31 protein-coding genes are annotated in these 26867 nt (G+C 62.8%); 15 read left to right on the top strand and 16 right to left on the bottom strand.

Translation table 11 applies throughout. The annotated features are described in order from the left end of the window. Positions 1-291: 291 nt before the first annotated feature. Positions 292-756, bottom strand: coding sequence for a hypothetical protein (locus COGEMETH_RS05930; protein WP_238181684.1), 465 nt, complete (start codon positions 754-756; stop codon positions 292-294). A gap of 404 nt (positions 757-1160) precedes the next feature. Here COGEMETH_RS05930 and COGEMETH_RS05935 point away from each other — a divergent pair, with 404 nt between their 5' ends. The 3 genes from COGEMETH_RS05935 (at position 1161) to COGEMETH_RS05945 (ending at position 3096) form a co-directional block, all read left to right on the top strand. Further along, entirely contained in the window at positions 1161-1415 is a 255-nt protein-coding gene (locus COGEMETH_RS05935; RefSeq protein ID WP_373875322.1) for a hypothetical protein, read from the top strand. 601 nt (positions 1416-2016) lie between these two features. Then, positions 2017-2400 carry a hypothetical protein gene (locus tag COGEMETH_RS05940; RefSeq protein ID WP_238181685.1) on the top strand — a complete coding sequence of 128 codons (384 nt, stop codon included), beginning with the start codon at positions 2017-2019 and terminating at the stop codon, positions 2398-2400. Positions 2401-2427: 27 nt separating this feature from the next. Next, on the top strand, positions 2428-3096 hold the full coding sequence (locus COGEMETH_RS05945; protein WP_238181686.1) for a hypothetical protein: 669 nt from the start codon (positions 2428-2430) through the stop codon (positions 3094-3096). Between the two features lie 226 nt (positions 3097-3322). On the opposite strand, the gene COGEMETH_RS05950 is transcribed toward COGEMETH_RS05945, so the two are convergent. From COGEMETH_RS05950 to COGEMETH_RS05960, 3 genes are all read right to left on the bottom strand, one after another. Beyond that, a complete protein-coding gene (locus COGEMETH_RS05950) occupies positions 3323-3700 on the bottom strand; it encodes a hypothetical protein (RefSeq protein ID WP_238181687.1) in 378 nt (125 codons plus the stop codon). Then, complete coding sequence (locus COGEMETH_RS05955; RefSeq protein WP_238181688.1) at positions 3700-4038, bottom strand: hypothetical protein; 339 nt, start codon at positions 4036-4038, stop codon at positions 3700-3702. Before COGEMETH_RS05955 ends, COGEMETH_RS05950 begins: the two co-directional genes overlap by 1 nt. Positions 4039-4266: 228 nt before the next feature. Next, positions 4267-4680, bottom strand: a complete 414-nt coding sequence (locus COGEMETH_RS05960; protein ID WP_238181689.1) for a DUF5681 domain-containing protein — start codon at positions 4678-4680, stop codon at positions 4267-4269. A 687-nt stretch (positions 4681-5367) separates the two neighbouring features. Here COGEMETH_RS05960 and COGEMETH_RS05965 point away from each other — a divergent pair. Both COGEMETH_RS05965 and COGEMETH_RS05970 read left to right on the top strand, forming a co-directional pair. Next, positions 5368-6522: a helix-turn-helix domain-containing protein gene (locus tag COGEMETH_RS05965; protein ID WP_238181690.1), complete on the top strand. Its 1155-nt coding sequence runs from the start codon at positions 5368-5370 to the stop codon at positions 6520-6522. 117 nt (positions 6523-6639) lie between these two features. After that, the gene (locus tag COGEMETH_RS05970; protein ID WP_238181691.1) at positions 6640-7266 is read left to right on the top strand and encodes a hypothetical protein; all 627 of its coding nucleotides are present in this window, start codon (positions 6640-6642) and stop codon (positions 7264-7266) included. A gap of 319 nt (positions 7267-7585) precedes the next feature. Here COGEMETH_RS05970 and COGEMETH_RS05975 read toward each other — a convergent pair whose 3' ends face one another. From COGEMETH_RS05975 to COGEMETH_RS05985, 3 genes are all read right to left on the bottom strand, one after another. Beyond that, positions 7586-7765: a hypothetical protein gene (locus COGEMETH_RS05975; protein ID WP_238181692.1), complete on the bottom strand. Its 180-nt coding sequence runs from the start codon at positions 7763-7765 to the stop codon at positions 7586-7588. A 105-nt stretch (positions 7766-7870) separates the two neighbouring features. Further along, positions 7871-8299: a hypothetical protein gene (locus COGEMETH_RS05980; protein ID WP_238181693.1), complete on the bottom strand. Its 429-nt coding sequence runs from the start codon at positions 8297-8299 to the stop codon at positions 7871-7873. Positions 8300-8304: 5 nt separating this feature from the next. Continuing rightward, on the bottom strand, positions 8305-8901 hold the full coding sequence (locus COGEMETH_RS05985) for a recombinase family protein (protein WP_238181694.1): 597 nt from the start codon (positions 8899-8901) through the stop codon (positions 8305-8307). 477 nt (positions 8902-9378) lie between these two features. Here COGEMETH_RS05985 and COGEMETH_RS05990 point away from each other — a divergent pair, with 477 nt between their 5' ends. The 3 genes from COGEMETH_RS05990 (at position 9379) to COGEMETH_RS06000 (ending at position 13811) form a co-directional block, all read left to right on the top strand. Continuing rightward, on the top strand, positions 9379-10830 hold the full coding sequence (locus COGEMETH_RS05990) for a diguanylate cyclase domain-containing protein (protein WP_238181695.1): 1452 nt from the start codon (positions 9379-9381) through the stop codon (positions 10828-10830). 234 nt (positions 10831-11064) lie between these two features. Then, entirely contained in the window at positions 11065-11514 is a 450-nt protein-coding gene (gene nikR, locus COGEMETH_RS05995; RefSeq protein ID WP_238181696.1) for a nickel-responsive transcriptional regulator NikR, read from the top strand. 212 nt (positions 11515-11726) lie between these two features. Beyond that, positions 11727-13811 (top strand): TonB-dependent receptor, encoded by a 2085-nt coding sequence (locus tag COGEMETH_RS06000; RefSeq protein WP_238181710.1) that lies wholly within the window; start codon positions 11727-11729, stop codon positions 13809-13811. Between the two features lie 151 nt (positions 13812-13962). On the opposite strand, the gene COGEMETH_RS06005 is transcribed toward COGEMETH_RS06000, so the two are convergent. The 4 genes from COGEMETH_RS06005 to COGEMETH_RS06020 form a co-directional block, all read right to left on the bottom strand. After that, positions 13963-14178, bottom strand: a complete 216-nt coding sequence (locus COGEMETH_RS06005) for a hypothetical protein (RefSeq protein WP_238181697.1) — start codon at positions 14176-14178, stop codon at positions 13963-13965. A gap of 201 nt (positions 14179-14379) precedes the next feature. Continuing rightward, positions 14380-14886 carry a hypothetical protein gene (locus COGEMETH_RS06010; RefSeq protein ID WP_306421726.1) on the bottom strand — a complete coding sequence of 169 codons (507 nt, stop codon included), beginning with the start codon at positions 14884-14886 and terminating at the stop codon, positions 14380-14382. Positions 14887-14984: 98 nt separating this feature from the next. Continuing rightward, the gene (locus COGEMETH_RS06015) at positions 14985-15467 is read right to left on the bottom strand and encodes an Hsp20 family protein (protein ID WP_238181698.1); all 483 of its coding nucleotides are present in this window, start codon (positions 15465-15467) and stop codon (positions 14985-14987) included. 206 nt (positions 15468-15673) lie between these two features. Further along, a complete protein-coding gene (locus COGEMETH_RS06020) occupies positions 15674-15913 on the bottom strand; it encodes a hypothetical protein (protein WP_238181699.1) in 240 nt (79 codons plus the stop codon). A gap of 100 nt (positions 15914-16013) precedes the next feature. Between COGEMETH_RS06020 and COGEMETH_RS06025 the strand changes: the two genes are divergently transcribed. From COGEMETH_RS06025 to COGEMETH_RS06035, 3 genes are all read left to right on the top strand, one after another. Then, a complete protein-coding gene (locus COGEMETH_RS06025; protein ID WP_238181700.1) occupies positions 16014-16253 on the top strand; it encodes a hypothetical protein in 240 nt (79 codons plus the stop codon). A gap of 109 nt (positions 16254-16362) precedes the next feature. Next, complete coding sequence (locus tag COGEMETH_RS06030) at positions 16363-16695, top strand: hypothetical protein (protein WP_238181701.1); 333 nt, start codon at positions 16363-16365, stop codon at positions 16693-16695. Positions 16696-17325: 630 nt separating this feature from the next. Next, positions 17326-17715 (top strand): TIGR02300 family protein, encoded by a 390-nt coding sequence (locus COGEMETH_RS06035; RefSeq protein ID WP_238181712.1) that lies wholly within the window; start codon positions 17326-17328, stop codon positions 17713-17715. A 758-nt stretch (positions 17716-18473) separates the two neighbouring features. Here COGEMETH_RS06035 and COGEMETH_RS06040 read toward each other — a convergent pair. Together COGEMETH_RS06040 and COGEMETH_RS06045 are read right to left on the bottom strand one after the other, a co-directional pair. Next, positions 18474-18806 (bottom strand): hypothetical protein, encoded by a 333-nt coding sequence (locus tag COGEMETH_RS06040; protein ID WP_238181702.1) that lies wholly within the window; start codon positions 18804-18806, stop codon positions 18474-18476. 85 nt (positions 18807-18891) lie between these two features. Then, positions 18892-19674: a helix-turn-helix domain-containing protein gene (locus COGEMETH_RS06045; RefSeq protein ID WP_238181703.1), complete on the bottom strand. Its 783-nt coding sequence runs from the start codon at positions 19672-19674 to the stop codon at positions 18892-18894. A gap of 346 nt (positions 19675-20020) precedes the next feature. On the opposite strand from COGEMETH_RS06045, the gene COGEMETH_RS06050 reads away from it, so the two are divergent. Beyond that, positions 20021-20350, top strand: coding sequence for an HU family DNA-binding protein (locus COGEMETH_RS06050; protein ID WP_238181704.1), 330 nt, complete (start codon positions 20021-20023; stop codon positions 20348-20350). Between the two features lie 154 nt (positions 20351-20504). On the opposite strand, the gene COGEMETH_RS06055 is transcribed toward COGEMETH_RS06050, so the two are convergent. The 3 genes from COGEMETH_RS06055 to COGEMETH_RS06065 form a co-directional block, all read right to left on the bottom strand. Further along, complete coding sequence (locus tag COGEMETH_RS06055) at positions 20505-21365, bottom strand: outer membrane protein (RefSeq protein ID WP_238181705.1); 861 nt, start codon at positions 21363-21365, stop codon at positions 20505-20507. Positions 21366-21642: 277 nt separating this feature from the next. After that, entirely contained in the window at positions 21643-22281 is a 639-nt protein-coding gene (locus COGEMETH_RS06060) for a 2,3-bisphosphoglycerate-dependent phosphoglycerate mutase (protein WP_238181706.1), read from the bottom strand. A gap of 395 nt (positions 22282-22676) precedes the next feature. After that, positions 22677-22943, bottom strand: a complete 267-nt coding sequence (locus COGEMETH_RS06065; protein WP_147750033.1) for a hypothetical protein — start codon at positions 22941-22943, stop codon at positions 22677-22679. Positions 22944-23391: 448 nt separating this feature from the next. On the opposite strand from COGEMETH_RS06065, the gene COGEMETH_RS06070 reads away from it, so the two are divergent. The 3 genes from COGEMETH_RS06070 to COGEMETH_RS25575 all read left to right on the top strand — a co-directional run bounded on the left by COGEMETH_RS06070 (position 23392) and on the right by COGEMETH_RS25575 (position 26785). Further along, a complete protein-coding gene (locus tag COGEMETH_RS06070) occupies positions 23392-23781 on the top strand; it encodes a hypothetical protein (RefSeq protein ID WP_238181707.1) in 390 nt (129 codons plus the stop codon). 240 nt (positions 23782-24021) lie between these two features. Continuing rightward, on the top strand, positions 24022-25533 hold the full coding sequence (locus COGEMETH_RS06075; RefSeq protein ID WP_238181708.1) for a calcium-binding protein: 1512 nt from the start codon (positions 24022-24024) through the stop codon (positions 25531-25533). Positions 25534-26236: 703 nt separating this feature from the next. After that, positions 26237-26785 carry a calcium-binding protein gene (locus COGEMETH_RS25575; RefSeq protein ID WP_283214962.1) on the top strand — a complete coding sequence of 183 codons (549 nt, stop codon included), beginning with the start codon at positions 26237-26239 and terminating at the stop codon, positions 26783-26785. Positions 26786-26867 lie beyond the last annotated feature (82 nt).

Below are 26867 nucleotides of genomic sequence, written 5' to 3' on the forward strand. Positions count from 1 at the left end.
CAAGGACTCAGAAAGCGGAGACCGGTCGGTCGGCACTCCGCAGGATGAGCCCAACAAGAAGGACCGCTGAAGCCAAGGCTCGCCATAGAACCGAGTTCTGAAAGGGCGCTCTTACGACCAGCGACTCGTGCACGGAGCTTCGACCCTTCTGGGCAAAGGTTCAGCGTTTCGCCGGGGCTGTAAAAATCACGGCTTCGATCTGTGTCGTAGATGCCGGGCGACCGCCTCTGCCCAGCATCTACGAATTGCCATTGAGCTTACGATAGTGAATAATCGTGTGAGATATGGGTGCTACGGTAGCTTCCAAGTTGCCTTGTGCGGCACAAGTGTCATTGGCCTTGCGCCTTCCGGCACCTTCATAGCCTGGAAGGTATAGTCTGCCTCCCCAGTGATCCCCTGATACTTACCTGTGCCTCCTACGAAGATGTGGTGTCCGGTCTTTGAATTGGCTTCGTAGGTCGAGAATACTTGGTCACCATCAGGATCGCTGTCGATACAGCTGCCGCGATTGACGACATCATTCCCTGAGGCTTCGCGCATGCCGATGCAGCGTGTGCCCATATTATTGAATGGAAATTCGCCCGTATCGTTGCGTGTTATGCCGCTGCTTTCGTAAATAGCGACAGTTCTATCGCCCATTTTCATTGGAGTTGCTGACATACTCACATAGTGAGTAGTATATGATGCCGTCCCTTCTTTTGGAAATTCACCTGCCGATGCGCCTGTGCAAGCGCACAACGTCAGAATTGCAGTCATCCGTTTAACCATTGGTGTTCCTCCATTTTCGATCCGGCAGATGTTTTATTGTTATGCCGGTGCCATTTTTCAGTGAACTTTCTCGGAATCAAGCCGAGAGGATGATTTGGTGACTGACATTAGAGCCCTTGGCAATGCTGCGTACGGTATCAACGGATCCAATCCGCCGCTCTGCCGGTGTGATGATCAACCTTCCCCGCCAGCCCATGATCGGATCGGGCGGCGGGGCGGGCCGGATACGGGGCAACCGGCCGAGCCACTCAAGCCGAGCATTTCGTGTCCGCGACGTAGGAACCAAAAAGCGGTGTCGTAGCTTCCTACGCCCGGACAGTTGGCAGAGTTTGCTCTCGCCTCTGCCCGTCAGGAAGCCGCCGCCTTCCAGGGTGGCACGAAAGGAATTTCCTTTGCGCTCATCGATCATCACCGCGGCCTTGTTCGCTGCGCTCAGCGCCGCCGCAGCCACCGCCGCCATGGCCGCACCGATGACGGACGAGGACAAGGCCGCCCTGCAGCAGCAGTGTGCCGGCGACTTCACGATCTTCTGCGCTGGCCTGCCGCCCGAAGATGGCCCCGAGACCCAAGCCTGCTTCCAGAAGAACATGGCGAAGCTGTCACCAGGATGCCAAAACGCTATCCAGGCCTACAAGAAGAAGGGCTGACGCGGGACCGGGCACTCTTCGCCGCCATCCAAGCGCGGTTTGACTTTCCGCCCCGATGGTCTCCGGGCCGACGGGGCGGCCGATTTCATTCTCCCAGAACGCATCAGGGCCGGCGGCAAATCATTGCCGCAGTCGCCTCTGTGACACTGAGGGCCCTGCGCCTCGCATCTAGCGATACGTCCGGATCGTCCGAGACGGCACCTGCCTCCCGGCTGTGCGGACGGGATCAGGGATGGTTTGAGCTCGCTCCGGCTCCGTGTCACGTCTCCGGCCTCGCATTCAGGCTTGCGAAAGCAGATCGCTCGCTTCCGCAGGGCGGAAGGGAACCTCCTGCTACTCGATGTCCGGTACCCCGCCATAGCTCAGGTCAGACGACACGGCAGGTTCCACCTATCCGTAAAGCTCGACTATTGATAGGAATACCCTGGAATAATAACCTCGTAAGGCGTCATGAAACTGTAAGAGATTTTCGTCGGCAAATAATGTTCCCAGGACAAACTGCTACATTTGACATTTAAGTTTCCTCTGTTTCAGCTCCGGATTTGGAACTTGCCACTGATCGAGACGATTGAAGGGGTCCAAACTACGGACGGAGCCTTCCATGCGTACCCCTATCGCTGCCCTTCTGATCGCCACCGTGTTCGGATCGGGCGCCATCGCTCAGACCACCACAACGGGTGCTCCTGCTGCTCCTGATGCAAAGACAAGCCAGCAGTCCGGCGGCCAGCAAAGCGTGACGCGACCGAACACCGACAAGGTTGCTCCGGATGGCGCGGCGGCGGGCGCCCACACCAACGTCACGCTGGAGAAGGGCGCCAATAGCTTCACCGAGGGCGAGGTTCGCTCACGTCTCGATAAGGCCGGCTTCAAGGACGCCAAGGACCTGAAGAAGGACGACGCGGGCATCTGGCGTGGCACGGCCATGCACGGCGGGAAAGCCGTATCGGTTGGCCTCGACTTCAAGGGCAACGTCGCCGCGCAGTGAGGTCCTGCCCTCTCACAGGAGAATTTTATGACACAGCAAACCGTTACCGCGCTCTTTGATCGCTACGAAGACGCCAGCGCCGCCGTCGGCAAGCTCGAGGCCGGGGGCATCCCACACGATGCCATCAGCATCGTCAGCAACAATGAGGGCGACCGCCACGCCGGCTTGATTCCGAAAGATGGCGCTCACGTCAGTGCCGACACCAAGGACAAGGCGAAGGACGGGACCGGCACCGGCGCCACCTTGGGCACTGTGGTCGGAGGTGCAGCCGGTCTGCTGACGGGTCTCGGCCTGATCGCGATCCCCGGTGTTGGGCCTGTCGTCGCAGCCGGTTGGCTCGTTGCGACCCTGACGGGAGCCGGTATCGGCGCTGCTGCGGGTGGGCTGGCTGGAGGGCTTGCTGGCGCCGGGGTGAGCGAGAAGGACGCGCATGCCTACGGCGAGGGTGTTCGCCGCGGCGGCACGCTCGTGACGGTACGAGCCGATGAAGCCCACGGCCACATGGTCATGGACGTCCTGGAGGAGCATGGCTCGGTCGATCTCGATCAGAAAGCCGATGCGTGGCGTCAGGATGGCTGGACTGCACCGTCGATCTCTGGCGCCGAAACTTCCCCGGTCGTGGGAACGACGCTCGCGGGACCGAACACTGATCGCACACGCGTTCGGTCTTACCCTGGGACTGGCAGCGGGATCTAATCTACCGCAGGATCGACTATACCGTAACTATTCATTCGAAAGCGAAGCGGCCGGGGTGCCCTCCCCGGCCGCTTTCCTCTGCATGTTCCATGCGAGCGCATGACGGAGCTCTCCGCCCTCGATATTGCTTCCTCACCAATGATCTCTAGCCATGCCTCATGCGAGAGGCGCTGAAGGGCACGCTGAGCTTCCAGCTTGCCCAGACGACGGAGCAAATTGGCCGGCGTCATCGCCAGACCAGCAGGCCGCTTTCCGCGGCTATCTCTCGTTGGATCGCGCTCAATTCTTCGGCCACCGCCTGGTCGCCGAAGCCGCGCGGGTGCTGCTTACGCCCGAGCTGGCGGGCAAGGTCCGCAATCGCGTCCTCAAGCTCCGCGGCGGTCAAGTCGCTAGGGCTTGCCCAACGCGGCGGGGGAGGGGGTGCTGCTCCGCGCCAAATCGGAGTTCGGCAGGCATCCCCGCGGTTGACAGTGCCGGCTCGGATCTCGACGGCAAGCCGCTCGGCCGCGTCGTCCTCGTCCATGCCGAAGACATAGAACAGGGCCTCGGCCCTGGGTGCTCGCTTCGCTTCCAGCTTCGACAGCCTCGTGATCGTCCCGCGCATCAGACCGGCCCCTCCTGAGGCGGCTGGCTGTACCACCCTGGCGGATAGGCACCCCCTGGGGAGGCCAGGGCTGCCGCAATCGCGTTCCGCTTGGTCGGTCCCCACTCCTCGAACAGGCAGTGCCGCAGGAACGGCTTCGGATACTCGGGCCGCATCGGCATGCGCACCACCTTGTCGATGGGCTGGATGATGCCGCTCTCGCGCAGGGTCGCCTCCCGGCGCCGAGCGTCGGCCTCGGTATCGCCGCAGACGAAGGAGAACGGACCGCCGGCTGCCCGCCATTCCGCGTTTGCCCGTTGAGTGGCTTCGTCTACCTGAGGCATGTGGGTCTGGTGCATGGCCCTCTCTACCTTCGCCAACCGGCCCTCAATGTCGCGCATGGTGCTCCCCCTCGGCAAGGCGCCCGTCCTTTGCGGCGACGAAGGTCACGCGCAGGACAAGGGCGGTTCGGATAATCTCCTCGAACGATGGCTCTGGGCGCCCAGGGATGCCGAGGACGACCATGTTCCCGCTCGATGGCCTGTGCCGCGTCTCCAGGTTCCGAATGCGCCGCTCGTAGGCACCTGTCATCGTCCGAGGGCCTCCAGCTTGGTGAGCCGGTCTTGCACGTCGACGAGCTCAATCCCGCGGATGACGGTCTCGACCAGCTTGCCGAGTTCGGCTGCCTCGGATGGGGTGAGTTCACCTGCAGCGACGGCAGCGACGAGGGCACTGCTGGCTTTGACGGCATCGGCTGCGGTCTCGACGGGAGGCAATGCGAATGCGACGTGCCGATCCTTCCGAGGCGGGCACAGGCGATCCAGGCACAGGCGAAGGGCCGGCCCATCTCCCTCCAGGGCCAGATCGATCGCCTTGCGGGTCAGGGCTTCGGCCTCGCCCTCCAGTAGCGCCTCGACGGCGAGCGTCGTCTTGTGCCGAGCCCCCTTCGGCCTTCCGGCGGGATTGCCACTCTGACCCTTCTGAAACGTCCCCGCCGCCATGACTCCGCCTTCCCTGAAACAACAGGCCGACAACAGCCGACCGCCCCGTAAGAGCTGCTCTCGATTTTGCTCGGGAACAATATCATTTGCATGCGTCAGACCAAACTCTGAAGCGCGATTGTCGAGCTCTAATCCTGGGTTTCATCGAAGCGGTCACAGACCTCGGATACTCACGATGCTATCGTGAGCTTCATCAACTTCACTATGAGAAACGAGGTTCAGGCATCTGGCCGCTGGCGCCCAACGAAACAGGCAAGCCCTGGAACAGATCGAATTGAGATGAGCAGAGGGAGAGGAAGGAGCACCACCCCCGAGGGCATATGTGGAACCGAAGCGCTGAAAATGCTGACCTGACAGGGCCTTGACGGCTACGACAGGATCCAGAGCTTTGGGCTCACTCACGAGGCGCCGCAGGAGATGGTGGCGCGGGAGTTCGGCCAGGTGAGGCTGGGACGGCATGCTTGAGGACGGACCCTGTCGTCCGCGCACCTTCGGTTGCCATTACGGCATAGGCGCGAGCCTCGTGTTCGCGTCTCACAAACGATCCGCAGTTCTTGCGCGTGGGTGGGGATCGCGCAGGCTCCGGAGCTTGGTATGGCTCGCCATATGTCTTAGATTAGTTTCTTATCAGGAGACCGATGTCAGAGAGCCGATATGGGGCGTCGCCGCGAGCCTGAGCCACCTCTGATGTTCGATATGTGGCAGCGTATCGAGCGGGAGGTGATGTCTGCCAAGGTTCAGGCACGCGCGACGGCCGTTGCTCATGAGCGGAAGATCGAGCGTCGTCGCAACCCGAAGTCGAACTGGTCCCATAGTCGGCAGGTGCTCAAAGAGATCTGCGCGTTGGTCACGTACCGGCATAGGGGGCCTTGCGACACCGATGACGGCGAAGCCTACCTCAGCGCGGCTCTGCCCTGGCTGATCGAGAAGAACGAGGGGTTCGAAGCTGAAGACCTTCAGGAGCGGATCACCCGTTGGGTCAAGGTCGTATGCCCCCTGCTCAACAGCGAGGCGATCCGGCTCTGCCTGACGGAAGCTCGACGAAGGAACGAGCGCCGATGCCTGTGGTGGACCGCCCAGAGACTGGGTGACCTCTTGTGCCTCACGATCAAGGAACGCGAGCGGCTCCGCATCACCCGTCTCCGTCCGGCAGGTATGACCACGCGGCAGTTCACGGCCTATCAGCGGAGTCGGAAAGCCTGGAGCGCGAAGGCGCGGCGTGCGGCCAAAGGCTCCAAACCCCACGAGCAATCTGCGGCTCAGCTCAAGCCATGGGATGCCCTCCGGATCAGTCGGTCGAGATACTATCAAATGAAGAAGCAGGGCGCCTTGCCCGGGCAGCTTCGCGACCGTGAGACTCATTCGTCGCAACCAGGTACGAAGTACCTACAGCCGGACACACCTCAGTCTCATACGTCGGAACAGACCGTTCCGGGTCCAGCGAGGAAAGCCCGCCCCAGACACCGCGTCGGCGCTATCGGGCCTTCGCCCGGAGCCAGAACGAGGGTTGTCTCGGCCAATCCTCCCCGCGCGCTACCGCTGCCGGAAGAAGGGATCTTCGAACATCCCGACCTTCTGGGTGACTCAGGAGACTGGAGACAGCTCGGCGCCCTGTTCACATCGTACGAGGGTGGTGTGCTGCCGCCCGATCTCGCCCAAGCTGTCCGCGAGGCACAAAGGGTCAGGCTCATGACCCAGAAGGCTCTGGCAGACTGTGTCGGGGTCAGCCGCCCTCAACTCGCGAACGCATTGCGAGGGCGATTCGGCCTCGGCAGGCGTGCGGCGACCAGCCTGATGGAATGGCTCATGAGAGGCCGGGTCACGACACGGGATCTTGGGTAGGCCGCCTACCCTCAGGGCACCGGCCCGGAAATCAAACATCGCCACGAAATTTCGGAAAATCGAGCCGTCTCCACCTTGGTGTGGCGGGGGGACGTAAATCGCTGAGGAGTCGGGACAATGGGGGGCTATGGCAGCGGCAGAGCAGGCGGTCGACCCACCACCCAGGATGGGCTGACGCTCGATCTCCCCCGTCTCTTCAAGCAGCGCAGCCTTCAGCCTGGTTGCACCCGCGCCGGCACCCTGACGTGGACCAACACGCGCACCGGCGCGCATGTCGCCTCGATCGGCTACGGCGCGGAGCTCGATGCCACGCGCGGCCGGATGCGCCTGCACTACACGACCACGCGTTCGGACGGTGAGGCGCACAAATCCGACTACTGGGTCGATCTGGCGACCACGCCTCAGCCTTTCGGCGGGCACCGCTGGTGGTTCATCTGTCCGCGGCTCGGCATCTGTGTGGCCAAGCTGCACCTGCCTCCCGGCGCCCTAAGCTTCGCCTCGCGCAAGGCCTACCGCCTCGGCTACCGCTCGCAGCGCGAAACGTCCCGCGACCGTGCCCTCTCGCGCGCCTACGATCTGCGCTACCGTCTCGGCGCCGAGGGCATCATCGGCGATCGCATCGCCAAGCCCAAGGGCATGCGCTGGGCCACTTTCGCCCGTGAAATGGAACGGGTCGCGGAGGCCGAAGCTGTCTGCACCGGCAACCTCATCGCCGTCGCGCGCAAATTCGGTCTGCAGGTCTAGGGCAGCCCTCCGACCACTCCTCGCAGACCACGGGTTGAGAAGCTGCCCAGCAAAGCGCCTGCCGCAGAGGCTGGCGCATCTACGTGCTTGAGCAGGGGAGGGGGAAGGCCTAGTAGCAGGCACCCGGGCACAAAAAAGGCCACTCCCGAAGGAGCGGCCCGAAGTCTAGGGAGGAAACGCCCAAGAAGGGCTGCAGGACCGCGACGCCATCGCCGTCCCGCACTGCAAACCTAGACCGCAGCAGCGCAGCAATCAACGGCTTCAGGATTGTCGCTGGCGCATACCTGCCAAGGTGTTCAAGCGCTCGGATGCGAAAGATTCATGCCTCTCGATCGCGATCGAGCTGCTGCATGATCTCGGCGAGCCTTGGGTCCAACGCCTCGTCCAGAACTGGCTCATACATCGCCTGTAGCTGTCGGCCGAGACGCTGGCGGGTCAATGCGTCCAGGGTGGGTGGACATTCGGCGAGTGGGAGAGCGGGGCGGCTGGTGTCGGACATGGCCTCTACATCGCCCTGCACCCGCACTACGACCAGAGTAAAGCCGGCTCAACAGCGACCCGCGTTCATGGCGCGGCGTACAGACGAACGTCATGACCGCTCGGCTCATGACGGGTACGGTCCCCGAAACAGGTCGCCCATAGCCTTGCGTCGAAACAGCGTCCGCCAGCGCCGGCGTCGATGCTCAGGCCTGTCGTGCAGCATGTGGCAACGCTGGCAGAAGGCGGCGAGGTTGGTGTTCGCATTGTTGGCGGTGTCGTGGTCCCGGTGAGCGGCGGCCAACACCACCCGCGTCTCGCGGATGCTCCCGAGATCCTCGATCGTCGGAAGCGTGCGGAGCGAACGACCGTGACCGTCGCGCCAGGCGCCGATGCCGGCATCCCACCAGCGCCCGTCGCCCAGATGGTAGACGACCTGTCCGTGCGGCCGGCCGCAGGTCTCGCAGGCCCCACCAGCTCGCCGGAAGCGGACGGTGGCCGAGAGCTGCCGCCAATCGATGGGGTAGAAGTAGCGATGCTCCCGACGGATCGGCATCGGGCTCAGCCCTTCGCCGGCGAGGTAGTGGCAGCCTGACTGCGGGCTCGGGCCTGGGGGAAGTAGCTGTAGAACGTGTCTCGGCTGATCCCGAGGCGCTTGGCGATCGCGGCGATCGAGATGGTCCCGGTCTGCAGGAGGGCCTGCGCCACTTCGATATCGGCCGCCGTCAGCTTCTTCGGCCTGCCGCCCTTGCGCCCGCGGGCCAGCGCCGCCTTCAACCCCTCCATCGTGCGCTCGCGGTTGAGGTCGAGGAAGTACTCGGCCATCGCCCCGTGCATCTGCAGGGCGAAGCGGCCATGTGCGGTGTCGCTATCGAACTGCTCGGTCAGGCTGCGGAAATGGACCTCCTTCAATCGCAGGCTGTCGATGGTGCGCATCATCTCGACCAGCGACCGGCCCAGGCGATCGAGCTTCCAGACCACGAGGACGTCGGTCGGTCGAAGGTAGGCGAGCGCCTCGTCAAAGGCGGGGCGCCTGGTCCCGGCCTTGCCGGACTTCTTCTCCTCGAACAGGCGTTCGCAGCCGGCCTTGGTCAGCGCGTCGCGCTGCAGGTCGAGGTTCTGGTCTTGAGTCGAGACGCGGGCATATCCGACGAGCATGTCGGGATAGTGATTCAGCAGCGTTTAATCCGCAATAGAAAACCAGTCATATTTTCCCGACAGAAACGGAGCCGTTTCAAGGGGCTCCGGATGCGCGCTTCCACCTCGTCGGGAAAACGATCGGATTATCGACATGTCGCTTAGGTTGCTATCGACCACTTCCTGAACCCGGGAAAGTCCGCTTCCCGGCAGCTTGGTGGTCAAAGACCTACGACTGGAACGGGTGGTTTTTTGCCAGTCGGCTTTCGGGAAGAACCATCAAAACAGGCCGGCCAACTTGGTCGTGGTGCACAACCGCTTCGCTCAGGCTCAAGGCCGATTAGCTGGTCCCGGCAGTCTCTCCCCCGCATACTCGCGGGTCAAAAGCCGGTCCGGTCTCAAGACGCAACTGAGGTCACGCTCACTTAAGCCTGTCCGCCTTATGCAACACGACGGCGCCCTCGCCTCGATGAGGCCGCACACGGGTGGCAGACGATCATGTCGGACACACAGCGCGAGGCACTGCGCCAACAGGCTCTCGCCGAGATCAACCTTCTCGACACGCCGCCCGAGCGCGAGTTTGACGCCCTCGCCAAGGTCGCACAACGCATGCTGGGAACCGGCATGTCCTCGATCACTCTGGTCGCCCCGGACCGGCAGTGGTTCAAGGCGCGCTGCGGGCCCCTGGCAGCCGAGACACAGCGTGCCCAGGCGTTCTGCCCCATCGTATTCGAGACCGAAGCGCCGCTGATCGTGGCCGATACCAGCCTCGATCCTCGCTTCGCGAAGAGCCTGTTCGTCACGGGTGAACCGCACATCCGCTACTACGCGGGCGTGCCGGTTCGCGTCCGGCGCCCCGACGGCGATAGGGTTACGGTCGGAACACTCTGCGTCCTCGATGAGCAGCCTCGTGATACGACGCCGGTCGACCTCGAACTTCTCACGGAGTTGGCTTGCGTCGCCGAGGCCCTGATCGAGGCTCGGACCCTTGCCTTCCGCGCTGCAACGATGGCCGAGGAGCACTGGATGGCGGTGAAACGCTTGGAACGCGAGCGTCGCCAGTTCAAGCAGGCTGAGCGCATGGCCGACATGGGATCGTACCGGTACGACATCGAGAAGCGATCCGTTTCCTGGTCGGACGGCGTCTTCGCCATCCACGAGCTGCCCGTTAGCGGGGGTGAGCCGACCGGCGATATCATGGGCGCCTTCCCCGAGCCTGACCGCACCGCCTTCAGGACCGCGGTGATGCGCACCCTGGACACGGGCGAGCCGTTCGAACTGGAGGCAGACCTCGTGACTGCCAAGGGCAACACTCGGCGCGTACGATGCTCCTGTGAGATCGAGCTGGCCAAGGGTAAGCCCGCCGCCCTTATTGGGTTGATCCAGGACATCACAGAGCGGCATGGATTGGAGACGCGGCTTCGGCGCCAGGCCCGCACCGACGACCTGACGCAGTTGCCTAACAGAGCCGAGTTCCACCGCGTCCTCGACGCACGGTTGAATGAGGCGCGCGCGGCGAATGGCGATGTCGGAGTGCTGCTGATCGATCTCGATGGCTTCAAGGGCGTGAACGACGCGCTTGGACATGCGGCGGGCGATGCCGTGCTACGCCGTGTCGCCGACCGTCTGCGCTCATCCTCCTACGAGCGGTGGTTCCCGGCACGTCTGGGGGGCGATGAGTTTGCGGTCGTCGTACCTACCGACCTCGATCGCACTGGACTGGACCGGATGGTGCGGCGCCTCCTACACGACCTAGAAATCGTCATGAATGACCAGGGTCACATCGCGCGGGTGACGGGAACCATTGGCATCGCCTGGTCCAGCGAAGCGTCGCACGACCGCGACAAGGTTTTGCATCACGCCGATGCAGCGCTCTACGCGGCCAAGCGCACCCGAAAGGGAACGGCACAGACTTATCAGGCTACAGGGGCTCCCCGGCAGGTCGCTTGAGCGGGGCGGCGGCAACCATGGTTTGGTCGGGTGCGGAACGTCCGCCTCGGGGCGAAAGGCTAAGGTCCGGTTGCCACACTTCTCGGACGTTGCGACATGCAGCTATGCGCGTCGGAAAAACAGTCGTTTTCTGGACATGAGTTATGGGGATCGCGGATAAGCCAGAAAGGCATTGGCTGTTCACCCGTCGTCCGTGCCTTTACCAGAGGCTCCGAACCGGCAGCCGGAGTAGACATGCAGCGCATCACCATCACGATCGACGACGATCTGCTGGCAGGCGTTGACCAGCTCTGTGAGCAGCGGGGCTATGGTAGCCGGTCAGAGGCCGTGCGCGATATCGTCCGGAGCGCCCTGGCGCCGACGCGAGCGGCAGAGGCGGGATCGGCTCCCTGCTACGGTGCGCTCAGCTACGTCTACAGCCACGGCACCCGCGATCTGGCACGGCGGTTGACCGATGAAGGGCACCATCACGGCGTTTCGGTCGCCAGCATGCACGTCCACCTGACGCGGGACGATTGCCTGGAGGTCGCTGTGCTGCGGGGGTCGGTGTCCGCCATGCAGACCTATGCCGACACCGTGACCACTCAACGTGGCGTGCGCTACGGCCACCTGCATCTGATCCCGGAAGGCGACGCCCGGCACACCGGGCACGATCACCAACACGGCGATGGAGCCGCCAACTGACCGGCCTGTTGCTCTGCACGCCACACCGGCCGCGATAATCCCGGCGTATGATTTTTGCGTATGTTTATCCTACGCAAGGCATGCCAAGTCAGAAAGGTCGCCACCCTCACCCCGGAACGCCGGTGTGCACTTTCGATGTTCGGCCCGTTGACCGCTCACACTTCGTAGGCCCTCGCGTTCGGCATGCCGCGTTGTGCATCACGGCCAGTTTGATGCTGGCTGGGGGAAGCCGCGCATGGGCTGCACCGGCCGCCGCTGAAGGCGTTACCCTATCCGAACTCTCGGTTACGTCTGAAGCTCCGGTCGCTACGACGCCCAATGCCAGCTCGGGCTATCTCGGCGGCGTGACCGGCACCGGCGGCGCGCTACGAACCGTAGACGCAGCAAGTGCGGGCGTGATCTCTGGCGCCGCGCTCAACAGTCGGCCCGTCACGCGCCCCGGGGAGGTGCTAGAGGCCGTCCCCGGCCTGATCGTCACGCAGCACTCGGGGGAGGGTAAGGCCAACCAGTACTTCCTGCGCGGGTTCAACCTCGACCACGGCACCGACATCGCGCTCACCGTGGACGGCATGCCGGTGAACATGCGCACCCATGCCCACGGACAGGGCTATGCCGATCTCAACTTCCTGATCCCCGAGCTGGTCGGCGGAGTGGAATTTCACAAAGGCCCGTACTTCGTCCGGGACGGCGATTTCGCCTCAGCCGGATCGGTGCGGATCGACTACCTCGACAAGACCGAACGCAACCTGGCGCTGACCACCTTCGGCAGCTTCGGCTACAAGCGGGCGCTCACCATCGCCTCGGCACCGCTCGGGGCAGGCACGCTGCTCGTGGCCGGTGAGGCCCAGATCTATGACGGCCCCTGGGACGTGCCCGACCGGCTGCGGAAGGTGAACGGCGTCGCCCGCTACAGCCAGGGCACTCAGCTCGACGGGTTCTCGGTGACGGGCATGGCTTATGCGGGGCGCTGGACCGCCACCAACCAGATCCCCGAGCGCGCGGTCTCGGAAGGCATCATCGGCCGGTTCGGCACGCTCAACCCGACCGATGGCGGCGATACCAGCCGGTTCTCGCTCTCCGGCCGGTGGAGCCAGTCGGATGAGGGCGGGGTGACGCGGGCCTCGGCCTACGTGATCCGCTACCAGATGAGCCTGTTCAACGACTTCACGTATTTTCTTAACAACCCCATCGACGGGGACCAGTTTCACCAGGTCGACCAACGCATCCTCGGCGGCGGCGAGGTCTCCCGCGTGTTCAAGGGTGACCTGTTCGGCCTCCCCATGGAAAACGAGATCGGCGTGCAAACGCGGACCGACAGCATACGGGTCGGTCTCTTCAACACGGCGCAACGCCGCTACCTCTCCACCGTGCTCGATGACCGGGTGCTGGAAGCCAGCGGGGCGTTCTACCTCGACAACCGGGTGCGCTGGACCGACTGGCTGCGCACCAGCGTCGGCTTCCGCGTCGATACCTACTACGCCGATGTGGCCTCGGACACGGCTGCCAATTCCGGCAAGGCGCGCGACAGCATCGCAAATCCCAAGCTCGGCCTCGTGCTCGGGCCGTGGTTCGATACCGAGCTGTTCGTGAACTACGGCGGCGGCTTCCACTCGAACGATGCGCGCGGCGTCACCGCCACCGTCGATCCGACGAGTTCGCTGTTCAACACCACCCGCTCACCCTTCCTCGTGCCCTCGGAGGGCTACGAGGTCGGCTTCCGCAACCGCTCGATCGCGGGCTTGGAGACGGCGGTGACGCTGTTTCGGCTCGATTTCGCCTCGGAGAACCTGTTCCAGGGCGATACCGGCACCACTGAGCCGAGCCGACCGAGCCGACGCTTCGGCGTCGAGTGGACCAACCACTACACGGTGACGCCCTGGCTCGCCCTCGATGGCGATCTGACCCTCACCAACGCCCGGTTCTCCTCCTATGACCCGGTCGGCAACCGTATCCCCGAAGCGCCGACCGTGATCGCGGCGGCCGGGGTGACTTTTGGCGAGCCGCTGGGCTGGTTCGGCTCCCTGCGCTTCCGCTACTTCGGCCCCCGCCCGCTGATCGAGGACAACTCCGTGCGCTCGAAGCCGACCGCGCTGCTCAACGGTCGCATCGGCTACAACTTCGACAACGGGTTCAGCCTCTCTCTCGACATCCTCAACCTGACCAACGCCAAGGCGGACCAGATCACCTATTTCTACACCTCACGCCTGCCGGGCGAAGCGGCGGATGGCGTAGCCGATCGCCACTTCCATCCCGTCGAGCCTACGGCCGTGCGGTTGACCCTGGCCGGACGGTTCTGACATTCCATAACGCCCAGACGGCGATGCGCACCAAATAACAGTACGCAATGACCTGCGCCCTGATAGCGATTGAAGTGAACAGGGCATGGGTAATCGTGTGGCGGTCAGGCCCTTCAGGCACCCGACCGACGACTCAGATCGCGCATCCTGCTCAGATCAAGCCCAGCCGCAGCGCCATCTGGACGCCGAAGCTCGCCGTGAATGAGAAGAGCGCCGCATCCCAGGCGGTCAGGCGGCGGCCGAACTGTGGTGGTCCGGCTTGGACAAGCGCCGCCATCAGCCACGCGAAGCCGCTGACGGACAGCAGGACGGACAGGACGACGAGCGCCGCAGCGGGGGGGGGAAGCAGGTCGCCAGGCCGACGCACAGCCCAGCCGAGATCAACCAATCCGTCATGACGGCCACGCCCGACCATCGTAGCTGCCGGCGCCTGAAGCGAGGGGAGCGCGTGCGCCAATCCTTGAGATCAAACGTCGCCATGGTGATCACACTCCAGCTACGCACCACCGACGATGCCGGCTCGCCGACACAGTCGAGACATGGCTCAGCGGGACCGGCTTCGCCGCCGTCAGGCACAAACCGCAAGGGCGGTTGCGCTCGGCGACGGGCGCGGGCGCGGCTGGATCGCGGCCGGGCACGGCGGCGGGTCGTCGTCATCGTCCCGGTCCCGGCGCCCGGGCTGGATGTACCGCCGCAGGTTCGAGAGCGGGCGCCGGCGCTTGCTCGTAGCTTTGAAGGGCTCGTACGGGCTCGGTCCCCGAGCGTCGGCGCCGTCGAGCTCCGCCAGGGCAGCCAGCACTGCATCGACCGACACCGGCTCGGCCTTGCACCCTGTTAGGCAGCGCAGGCCGGGGGCGTGCTCAAGGGTGTGGACGTCCGAGGCCCACGAAGCCAGAACCACGCGCTTCTGCGCGCGCGACAGCCCCGGATGCGCCAGCACCTCCCGCGGGTGGCGGAACACGTCGCCGGGCGCCACGACCGCCTGCCATACCTCGAATGAGGCTGGCCGCGCTGTGACCGGGTTCACGGGGCCGGTGTGCGACAGGTCAGGATACGAAGGGTGTGTCTCCATCATCGACAGGGTTCCTCCTCGTTGGCCAAGCAGGTTACGACGGGACGCGCCCTCGGGGCTTGCCCCGAGGGTGTCTGTTCGTCGGAAGGCTGAGAGGCGCGTCAGGCGGCCTTGGCGCGGTCCTCGACCTGGACGGGCGCGTTGTCCTGGCCGACGGCCGAGGACGCGCCTCCGATCGGGATGCGCCGCGGCTTGAACGCCTCGGGCACCTCGCGCACGAGCTCGACGCTGAGCAGGCCGTTGTCGAGGCCAGCACCGGTGACCTTGACGTGGTCGGCGAGGTTGAAGGTCTGGCGGAACTGGCGCGCGGCGATGCCGCGATGAAGGAACTGGCGCTCGCCCTCGTTCTTCCTCTGGCCGCTGACCAGGAGGGTGTTGCCGTTCTGGGTCAGCTCGATCTCGTCGGCGGCAAAGCCCGCCACCGCGAGCGTGATGCGGTAGGCGTCGTCGGCCAACTTCTCGATGTTGTAGGGCGGCCAGGTCGCGGCAGAGGTCTCAGCGCGCGTGGCCTGGTCCATCAGATCGAACAAGCGGTCGAAGCCGACGCTGGAACGGTACAGGGGAGCGAAGTCAAAGGTCCTCATAACCACATCCTCCAGAGAGCAATATGATAACGAAGAGCGCCGAAGCACCGAGCTTGGCGCCTAGACTCGTGAGCTCTTAAGAGCCTCACACGCGCATAATGCAGATGCTGTGATTGGGTTTCAAGGGTCTGCAGAATTTTTTTCGGCTTCTGCGATTAGCCTGACTCCGGCGTTGGACACGCGGCGCGCCGCCAGGACGAGGCGCCTCAGTTCTGAACGCTGGGAGGCGGATCGAGCGTCATGCCCCCAGCCTTGATCTCGATGAGCCGCAGCAGCTTCTCGTCAGCGCCCTCCGCGCGCCAGCCTTCGATGGCGGCCGACAGGAAGGCGGCGAAGTCGTCCCGGGCTAGCACGCCCTGCTTTTCGAGGAAGGCGATCAGCAGGTTGATGATCGCGACTGTGGCGTTGTCGGCCGCGGCGATGGCTTCAAGGTGCGATGGTTTCATCGGTTGTCTCCGTAGAGCTTGATCCTTCAAGTCCGAGGGCGTCACGTCGTTTGGCTTCCAGCTATCGACAAGGACGCCACATCAGGCTCCCTAAAAGGGGGTGGCGAAGGCACTGGACCTGATCGCGGGCGCGGTGGCGTTCAAGGTGGGCGGCATCGGCGCCGCAGCCGGGACCTACGGGGCGAAGGTCGGGCAGCGGGCGCTTCTCGGCGGTGTCGGCACCGTGAGGGGCTGGCGCTCGGGCAGCAGTGATGCCGTCGGCGTGGCGGGTCGTGATGAGGGGCCAGAACGCTGCGTCAGCAAGGAAAGGCCGCGACTATCAGGGCCAATAAAGGCTTGAGCGTCTAGTGTCAGCAAAGTTCAGAGGGCTGGAAAATACAATCCTGGGTAGCATAACGTTATCTTAAGCGCCGTCCGTTCATTAAAAATTGGCATATCAGGAACGGCGGATGGACCAGGAAGTCGAGTTCGAACGGGCAAGTCCGCGTGAGAAACGTCGTGAAACGAACTGGGTTGCGATGATCCGGTTGCCTGACGGCAGCGAGATCCCAACCACCGTCAAGGGCATTTCCCCGTCCAGCGCTCGGCTTGCGGTCCCAAGCTCCTACGCTCTGCCGAACCGCTTCTTGTTCAAGGTGGCCGGGCGCGATTTCGTTTGCGCTGTCGAAATGGTGTGGCGCGACGGCGACCAGGTCGAGGTCAGCATCGAGCGCGTGCGCAAGCTCACGGGGGCTCACGTGAAGAGAACGACCCAGGCAGCAGCGTTACGGGCACATTCCTGAGGGGTCTCGAAAATCTAAGGGCAGGTGGCCGTTCGCTCACACGACCGCCCACGCCACGGCCAGCACACTCGTCAGAAAGGCCAGCGAGGTCACGAGCACAGCGCCGATCTCACGATGATCGCGGACGAGGGTGCGGGAGGTCGCGAGCATGGCGAGGTCCAGAGCGAAGTTCGGCCCGGCCAACATGCCAGCGGAAGCTTGTCTATTCAGCGTCCTGGATGCCGCGGCCCAGCGGAAAATCCGGCCTGTCGCCCGGCGGCAACATCAGGTCAGCGCCTGGGGATGGGTCGAGGGCGTGCCGGTATAGGTCCTGGGATCAACGGGCAGCCATCGTGTAACTTCCGGTGGGAGAGGACGCGCCGAACGATGGGCCCACCATAGCTGCCGCTTACCGCCACTCTGCGCTGACACTCTGCTGTTTCTCCGCGGTCATGACCTATAACGGCCTCGTCTCCTTTTGAGCCGGAAGACCGTCACATATGCTAACTGCAGAGCTTATGGTGCTTCGCCGGCACCGCTTTGAGCCTGGCCGTGGTGACGCATCATTGTTTTAGGCCACCCTTCCTGCTCTAATTTGATCTGAACTCCATCCGCCGGGCTCCACTCGTGCCCCTAGCCAAAGGCTTCTCAATGGCTCGTTCCGAGCTCGGAACCAAACGTGTCTGCCCCACCACCGGCAGGAAATTCTATGACCTCAACCGCGACCCTGTCATCTCGCCCTACACCGGCGATGTAGTGCCGATAGCGGCTTTAACGTCCTTCTCGAGGGTTCCACCCGTGGTGGCAAAGAAAGCCCCGGAACCGGACGAGGAAGACACGGACACGGAGACGCCAGAGCTTGTGTCGCTCGACGAGGTCGAGGCTGAGGAATCCAAGGATACGGACATCGAAGGCGAGGATGCAGTCGAAGTTGAGGTCGAGGATGACGACGAGACCGCTGATGACGATACCCTCGTCGTCGACGAGGATGAGGATGATGCGGCCGACCTGATCGACGTCGAAGGCGACGACGACGATTAGCGCCGTTTCGGGCGGGCAATCAGGAGAGCTGAGCGGACCGCGGTCCGCCGTGAAGGCTCATGACTACCGGCCTCTTCGAACGTTCGATGCGCTAGGATGTCTGCAGCTACCGCAGCGGTAAGGTCGAGCGTATAGTCCTGGCCGATCGCGTGCTCGCCTGTCGCGGGGTCTGCCATAAAGGCGTTCACAGCGGCAACGAGGTCCTCCACGCAGATACGCTCGGTCGTCACGAGATCCCAAAGCGTGTGGTCGTCCCGCATCTCGCTTGACTGAGGATCGGGCTTTGTCATCCCGCGCTGATGGCACGGCCGCCATCGCTACCGCCAGTGTGATTAGGGCGCGGCATCTTACCTGCTAGTGCACTGACACCGACATTCGTACCAGGAACCCGTTTGCTAAGTGCCTGAACAGACAAATCAATTCGCGCCGCGCGGTGTACCTTTTGTCGGCGTCAGTGCACTAGATGCAGGGGCGAGGGACGGTCCTCGACGAAGGCGAAGATGTCCCCTGACCTCCCGGACACGGTAGCTACCGGCACCGTCGAAGCGGACCTGCGAGCGATCGAGCGACGCCTGCGAGCAGCCGACCTGCAAGAGACGATTCTGCTGGCGCTCATCGAGAGCGTGCGGCCTTTCGGCTGCAGCCGGAGGAAATTCAAACGTTGGATCGCGACCGTGGTCGAGTCCATGTCACGGACCGGTCCGGACGCCACAACTGCCAACGAGTTGGAACGGAGATCGCTGGGGGTCCTGCATGCACTACGGTGATGGCGTGGGATTTTCGACGAGTGCTTCGAGACGCTCGATCACCAGAGCGATCTGGGCAAGTCCTTCGGAGGCGGCCACCTTAAGCTGGGCATTGACGGTGTCGATCTCGATCTTTCCGGTTGGCTTGCGAGTTTCCAGATCGGCGATCACTGCGATCAGCTCGTCACGGTAGGTCTGTAGATCTCTCAGGATTACTGCCTTCCGAGCCGCAGTCAGGTTTACCGCCTGTCCTTCGGTCAGCATCTCGGCGGCTAGAAAGGCGACGCGGGCGAAGGCCGGTGCTTCCTGCCCCTTACGAGGCAGCGGAATAATCTTCGCAGACATGGCCTCGCATCCTCGTGTGGCGCAGCGGCGTATGCTCTGAAATTGTCTTCGACCGACGTTCGTCAAACCGTCCGGCGGCAGACCATCACCGCATGGCTCGGCCCGTCCTACAAGCCGCTCCGACTTCCGTTGAGGCTGATCGGTCGAGGTCGCCCGCCGCTTGTCGGCAGCCCTTCTTCGCTCTCCAAGGCCCTGAATTCACAGGGTATGGAATATCAGTAGGCGTGCCGGTCGGGGATTTGACCCCTCCCCCCTGAAGGGAGGGGCGCCTCGCAAGCCGCATCCATGCCAGCCACTCCGGCGAGACGACCCGCACCACGTTCGACAGGTTGCGCCAGGCTGTGACGGGTCGCTCCTCGATCGTGACGAGGCCGAGCGTCCGGGCTTGCCGCAGGGCCGTCTTCACGGTGGAGCGCGAGACGCCGACCACGGCCGCGACGTGTTCGATGGTCAGCCGGCAGTCGCCCCGCCTCGTCGTCTCGGCCGCGACGAGGGCGAGGACCGCCTGCTCGGCCAGGGTGAAGCCTGCGGCGATGGCCGGAGGAAGCCTACCGGAAGCCGCCCAACGGCGACGGCGCTCCATTGAGGCATCCGTGCGCGGGCGCGAGCCGACGAGCTTCCTGGGACATCCTGCGCGATATTGATAGTTGGCGGAGTTGGGAGCGAGTATCGTTTCGTTCGTGCCCTGTCCGGGTCTTGGTCCGTTTTTAGACGAACGCCGCAGATCGATCAGCGTGGACAGTGCCTCAGCCTCCGCTTCGGACACCCGCCCTTCGCCGAACGCCTTCCATAACGCCCCGGCTACGGCATCCAATGCGGCGCGCGGAGCCGCCTCTGCCTGTCGGCGGATCTCCTCGGCATAGGTCATCGTTCACGGTCCCTCACGGGCCGCGGCTAGGGTCCAGGCAAAGCCTTCCAGTTGACGGAAACAGGTTCCGTCTTGACTCCCGAGGGAATCATGTGGCTTGTGGGGAGCAACGACGCGGCCCCACTTGGCCCCAGGTTTTCAGCAGGCTCCCGTTTGGCGACGGGGGCCTGTTGGCTTTTCAGGGTCTATCTCGCGGCGCTGATCTCTCCTGATGCCGGCTCACGACTCGCCAGAGGGCGCGGCGCTGCCGGACACGGCATGTCGGCCGGGGCGCACCGTTAAGTCAACGTTGACGGACCTACGCTAGGCTTGTGCGAGAGCCCGACCTGCGGCTCTTTTTGCGTCGATGATCCGATCCGAACTTGCCGCCCGCCTCGCGGACCAGAACCCGCATCTCTCCACGAAGCAGTGTCAGGCCATCGTCGATACGATCCTGGACCGCATTGGCGCGGCGCTAGTGAGTGGCGATCGGGTCGAGCTTCGAGGCTTTGGCTCGCTCTCGGTCAGACGGCGCAATGCACGGTTGAGCCGTAATCCCCGCTCCGGTGTAGCCGTCGAGGTAGCTGCTAAGACCGTCGTACAGTTCAACGCTGGCAAGGAGATGCGGGAGCGCCTGCATCCCAAGGGCACCGGAAAGTCCGGCAAGAGCGAGGCTCGGATGTCGCCAGCATCTTGATAGGCTGCCCCACCGCCGGGCAGATCACCGAACTACGGAACGTATCCAAATGAAACAAAAAGCGCCCTGGAAGAGATCCCAAGGCGCTCTTTGACTAAGCGGTCAGTTTGATCGGAGCTGTGGACGCTTAGGCCAAATCCAGGCTGTCTAGACCTTAGTAGCTGCCGAACTTGTAGTTCAGACCAGCACGGACAATGTTGCCCTCGGTCGTGAAGCGCGTCGTGTACGACCCGTTCACCGGAGCGGCACCGGTGAAGTTGACCAGCACGTTGCGGCTGCCGAGGTCGTAATGCAGGTACTCGACCTTCACAGTGACCGCGCTCGATTTGAAGAAATTCAGGAAGCTGTCGGTCGCCAGAGCGTACTCGATGCCACCGCCGTAGGCGAAGCCGGTCTGGAAGTCGCTGTAACGGCCCGCATATGCGAGAGGACGCGCAGCGGCGTTGCCGAAGAACTGCGCGTCGTAGTTCACGTTGCCGTAAGCGAAGCCACCGGTCCCGTAGACCAGGACGCGATCGAAGGCGTAGCCGATCCGACCGCGCACAGTGCCGAGGAAGTCGAGGCTCTGGCGGAAGGTCGAGGGGTCGTTCATGGCACTGAGGTACGAGCGGTTCCGAGACAGGTCCGTATAGGCGGCGTCCGCCTCGAAGCCGACGACGATGCCGGAGCCCGGCGTGAACTGGAGGTTGTAGCCAATCTGGCCGCCGCCCGTGAAGCCGTCCTGCTCGGAGCGAATGGCAGGGGTCCGGCGAAGGGAGAGGACGTTGCCGACGGTGTTGGTGTTGAAAGGGGCCACCACGGGGGCAGCGCCAGGACCGTTGTTGCCGATGGTGCGGATCGTCTGATCCTCGGTGAACGCGTAGCCGGCGTTGATACCGAAGTACGCACCCGTCCAGGTGAAGACAGGAATGGGCGTGAACACCGGCGGCGGAGCGCGGCGCGGGAGATCGGCAGCGGCAGCAGCCCCGGTGAGCAGCGCGGACACGCTGGTTGCAGCGAGGAAGGTCTTGAGCATCGACAGGCCCCTGTACGTTGGGATGAAAACCTGCAGCCAGGGTTATTCACGAAGGCAGGCAGCTTCCAGCGTATCGGCGCAACAGGACTTCGATAAGCTTGTAAACAACCCAATTCAGCCGTCAAAACTCTAATACGACGATTGAGCGTGCCAATAAAATCACATTTATAGTGCGATAAATCTCACACTGTGACCTTCTCATATATTCTGCGGATTGAAGCGTCGCGCAAAGCGTGTCCTGCCCGCAAGGTGGTGGTCTGAGCTCCTCGATCGGACCTTAGCCGATCACCCGGCGCGAGGTGATGGTCGTGTCGGGCCCGAGACCGTAGATCCGGATCGATCCGGTCGCGATCTCCAGGTCCTCGACCTCGCTCGGCCCGAGGCCTTCCAGCACCATCACGAGGCCCCGTAAGGCGTTGCCGTGCCCGACGACCAGCGCCCGGCCATGCATCGCGGCCGGTTGGATGCACCGAATGTGGAAGGGGACGAACCGGGCGACGGTATCCCTGAGGCTTTCGCCATCGGGCGGAAGGCCTTCATAGGAGCGACGCCAATCCTCGACCCGCTCCGCCCCGAAGCGTCGGTAGGCGGTTTCCCTGTCGAGGCCGCTGAGGGCGCCGTAGTCGCGCTCGTCGAGCGCCACGTCCGCTTGCGGCGCCAGATCCGGCTGACCCAGAGCGTCGAGGGCAAGACGCGAAGTGTCGATGGCCCGTACCAGGGTAGAGGTGAAGGCCGCGGTGAACTTGAGGCCCTCCTCCCTCAGGCGCAGTCCGGCCGCGGCCGCCTCAAGCCGGCCCTTTTCTGTCAGGGGGGAGTCGAGGAGCCCCGTGAAGAGACCGTCGGCGTTGGCCTGGCTTTGGCCGTGGCGGATCAGGACGAGGCAACGCTCCGGCAGGCATTCCAGGGGACGATCCACGCGAACTCCTGACGATGTCGGGGCGGCCGGCAAGGGGCCTGACCCGGAAGGGAGGGCTGGTCACCCGACGGCTCCGCACCGGCGTTGGCTACGTTGCCGCGGGCGCGTCCGGTAGCCTCGTCCTCGCAAGTCCACGATGTGGCATCGTTCAGTGACCTACTAGGTCGTCCTTCGCAGACTGCTCCCGCTCCTGGCGGTACTCTGCTGATCGGGGCGGACGAGCACTGCAGGTTCGCTGCGTACCAGGGAGCGAACGTTGTCAATCACTTCTGAGGGGGAGGCGGTCAGGCCGACGCTTGCGCTCTCCGAAGTTACCCGGACTCGTTTCGAAGCGGCATCGCCACGGCGTCGACGCACGCAGATATGGAAAGGGGCCCCGAAGGGCCCCTGGACAATCACATACGGTGGTGGCGATGCCCATGACCATGGCGCATCATGTGGCCGCGGTGGTGATGGTGGCGCATCATGTGGCGGTGACCGTGACGATGACCCATCATGCGGCCGTGGCCGCGGTGGCCGTGCATGCCGTCCATGCGGACGTCGACGATGTTGGTCGTGGCATCGACGGCGCCGATCACACCGGGAGCGGCAGAGGCAGGTGCGGCGATGCCGATGGCGCCGAGCGCGGCTAGGGCGGCGACGGCGAACAGGGACTTCCTCATCGGGCTTCCTCTCAGGTTGTTGGTGGCCTGGATCGGGTCTGAGACCAGTCCGGCGGCAACTGTGAACGGCCATGCTTCCAGGACCGTTCCGCTGGGTGCGTACTCCCAAGCCGAGCATGGATAAGGGAACGTTGTTCCCACGATCGCTTCGGTTCGTTGAGGCGCCAAGAAGCTGACGCCTGAGGATCAGCGCCGCCGGTTCAGCGAAGCCGCGCGCGAGGCTGGTGCGAGCGAGGATGAGGCTGACTTCGCTGCCGCCTCGGCGATGAGTTGCTTGGTGAGGTTCGGGCCGCCGTTCAAAAGGAGGCACAGGGCAGGAAGCCAGGAAGCAGGGACGACCGCGAAACCCGCGCCGCCATGCTCGCTCACGGGACCATACTCAACGGCGACCCCGCTGAGATACGGGCTATTGCTCGCGACCTTAACGCCCTGGCGAGGGCCTAAGCCGATGGCCGATGTAATCCTCTTCCGCCCGCGCTTTGCTGCTCCTGCTGCGCTGGTGGTCCTGCCGCCCTCCCCGTCTGATATCCGGGGCCAGATCGAGGAGGCCGTACAGGTCGCCCTCGATATCGCTGACCGCCTGATTGCCGTCCTCGACCGCATGGAAGGCGACACCGAGCGGGAGGACGGTGGAGACGCTGAGCCGTCGCTGGCCGCGCCCGAGAACCATCACAGCGCGCAAATCACATGGCTGCGCGGGAACGACCAGGACCGCGAGGCTGACGCGCCCGAGATGCCCGTCCCCGATGCCATCCGGTGGCCGTTCCCGTGGTCGAGCGCTGGCAACGTGCTCTCAGCGACCGGTCTAGCGGTCTTCGACTTGGTCGCGGGATGTTGAGGCAGCCATGCGCGCACCAGCTCGGATGGTGATGCATAAAAGTCGCGGGGCTTCCAAAACCAGTGGCTCAGCCGCTAAACCAACACAACTTGTGTCTGAATTGTAACTGTGTTCGGCTTTGTTTTACGCAATGTGATAACGCCTTGTGATTCGATTTAACGATAATGGGTCACAGTTAGAAGCAACTTGATAGTATTCTAGGTTAACAATTCTAAATCAAAAGCTTATGGGGGAAATAAGATGAGTTACGATTCAGAGCCAGCTAATAATTCAATCTCTACGCCAGATATTGATGTGCGTCTTTCGTCAGACGGTCTAGACGGACAGTACGGGACATTTTTGCCGTTCTATGACGTTCAATCTGGGCCAGGTAAAATCTCGCGTTCGACTGGTCCTGGAGCCGCAACCGATCCTGTCGACTACATCGGATTTTCCTTAAATCCAAATGTCGGTGTCGTCGATGTGATGCCGCGCTTCGGACTTACGGAGGGTCCGGCGTTCAATCGCGGTGGCGTGGCTGGCGTCGTTAGTCAGTACAATTTCACACCGCAGGGGGCGTTCTCCGGTGCCTCGATCTCACTTCAGCTGCGCGTCGGCTACGGTATGTACGGAGACGAAAGTTCAAGTCTTTTGAATGAAATCGCTCAGATTGCTTTAGCTATGGCTCAGGAAGCCCAAGACAAAGCAAGTCGCGGGATCGTAGATCTGCCCTTAGCCAACGATATTGTCGCAGCCACGCAAGTGAACGAGATTTTTGTTCGCCTCTTCGAGTCCAACGGGCAGGATGTGAGCGATCAGGGCGCAGACCGGATTGCATCAGATATCAACAACGCGCTTCGGGGGGCTGGGGGAACGCCTAGGTTTGCACAGGTTCGGACAGATGCCGCACGTCTTATTCAAATCTCCCAAGATTGGCATACCGAGCATTATTTTCGAGCCTATGGCTCTAGCTCATTCAGTGAGATTTCATCTCTCGATGTGATTGGGACGCGCGCGACTTGGTTTACGACATCAACTGAGAGCGGTGCGCCGCGCACAGGCATCATGGAAGTCACCGGAGCGATGGCGCTTGCACGCTTCGACAACACGGCCAACGGTGGCTCCTACACTTTCGAGCCGATCGAAGTCTTCTCGACCTACGTTGCTGCACGCCGCGCGGGCGCTGGCCTGATCCAAAATGGTACCGCTGGTGATGACCGGCTCGGCGGAACAGAATTTGCCGATACAATCCTCGGTCTGATGGGCAATGACACCATACAGTCGGGTGGCGGCGACGATGTTGTCTATGGGAACCAAGGGGAAGACATCTTGTTTGGCAACCAGGGTGCCGACACTTTGTTTGGTGGACAAGGAGCCGATACTGCTTATGGAGGCCAGGGTAACGATTACGTGCTCGGGAACCTAGGCAATGATATTTTGCTCGGCAATCTCGGAGAAGACATTCTTTACGGCGGGCAAGGTAACGACACCCTATACGGTGGCCAAGGCAACGATGTTCTCTCAGGCGATCTTGGCGACGACGTTCTCTCGGGTGACCTTGGCGCAGACCGCTATGTTTTCGGACTGAATTCCGGCCGCGATCTGATCCTTGGCTTTAGCTTGGTCCAAGGAGACCGCATCGATCTGCAGGGCCAAGGCTACACTCTGTCAAGTACAGGCACGAACAACACCCTGCTTACGCTCTCGGGCGGCGGCACTGTTGAACTGGCAGGTATCACTCAGGGACAGATCAACGCCAGTTATTTTTCTTAACTATAGGCTTCTATATTGCGGGTCCCGCCTCGCCTAAGAGCGAGGCAAGATCATGACGGCCGCCGGGCTATCCATTCTCTACTGCGACCGTCTTTGACTTGTCTACACGTCAGATAAAAGCTTGTTTTAAATAGCTTAGTCCAAAGAGGAGGGAGCTTACATGACTACATTTTCGATTTCTTGGGTTAATCAGTCAGCGGCTGGATCATACGCCGGAGTCATCCAACAGTCTGTCCAAGCCGCCGCAGATCGGTGGGCGTCGTATATTCAGGGATACGGAAACATAAATATTTCGCTGAATGTCGCAGATGTCGGCAGCGCCATCGCAACTGGAGGCCCTTACGGATACTCAACAAACAATGGACCTACCTTAGTAAGCTCAATAGAAACCATGCGCAATGGTGTTGGCAATGGAACTGGCCCCGACATTGATCTAACAGTCAGCTCCAGAACTTTCCAGGATTTATTTTACGATCCAGGTTTCGCTTCCAGCGTGCCAAGTGGAAAAGTCGATGCAATGACTGCGTTTTTACATGAGGTTGGACACGGACTTGGAATAATAAATTTTGACAATACAGTATATCTGACATTGCTCAGCTCAAATGGAACCCAAAATTTCTTTAATGGCGCAAATGCAGTTGCAGCATATGGAGGCCCTGTTCCTCTAGATAGTGGTCGATCACATACATCCTTCCCCGATTTGATGGTTGCCTCTTCTCCTACCGGTACACGCTATGACATCAGCGATGTAGACCTTGGCATTTTGCAGGATCTTGGAGCGCCAATAGCGACACAGCGCAATGATGTGGTCACGCTGGGTACTCTCAACGACACGTTCCTGGCCTTCGGCGGTAACGACACCGTCTCCGGCGGCGGCGGCAACGACGTGCTGTTCGGCAACCAGGGCGACGACGTCTTGTTCGGCAACCTCGGCAACGACACCCTGTTCGGCGGCCAGGGCGCCGACACCCTCTACGGCGGCCAGGGCAACGACCTCCTGTTCGGCGACCTCGGCAACGACGTGCTCTCGGGCGACCTCGGCGCGGACCGCTACGTCTTCGGCCAGAATTCCGGGATCGACCTCGTCCTCGGCTTCTCGCAGGCGCAAGGGGACCGCCTCGACCTCTCAGGCCAGAGTTACACGCTCGGCAGCGCCGCCAGTGGCAATGCCTTGCTGACCCTGTCCGGGGGCGGAACCGTGGAACTTGCGGGCGTGCAGGCGGGAGGCGTCAACGCCAGTTTCTTCGCCTGAGCGGAGCGGCCTGAACTGAGGAGCCCCGCCTTCGATCCGAGGGCGGGGCACCATGCTGGCGACCGGACACCTCGAAATACCC

This window comes from Methylobacterium trifolii (assembly GCF_022179685.1).
Taxonomy (GTDB): Bacteria; Pseudomonadota; Alphaproteobacteria; order Rhizobiales; family Beijerinckiaceae; genus Methylobacterium; species Methylobacterium trifolii.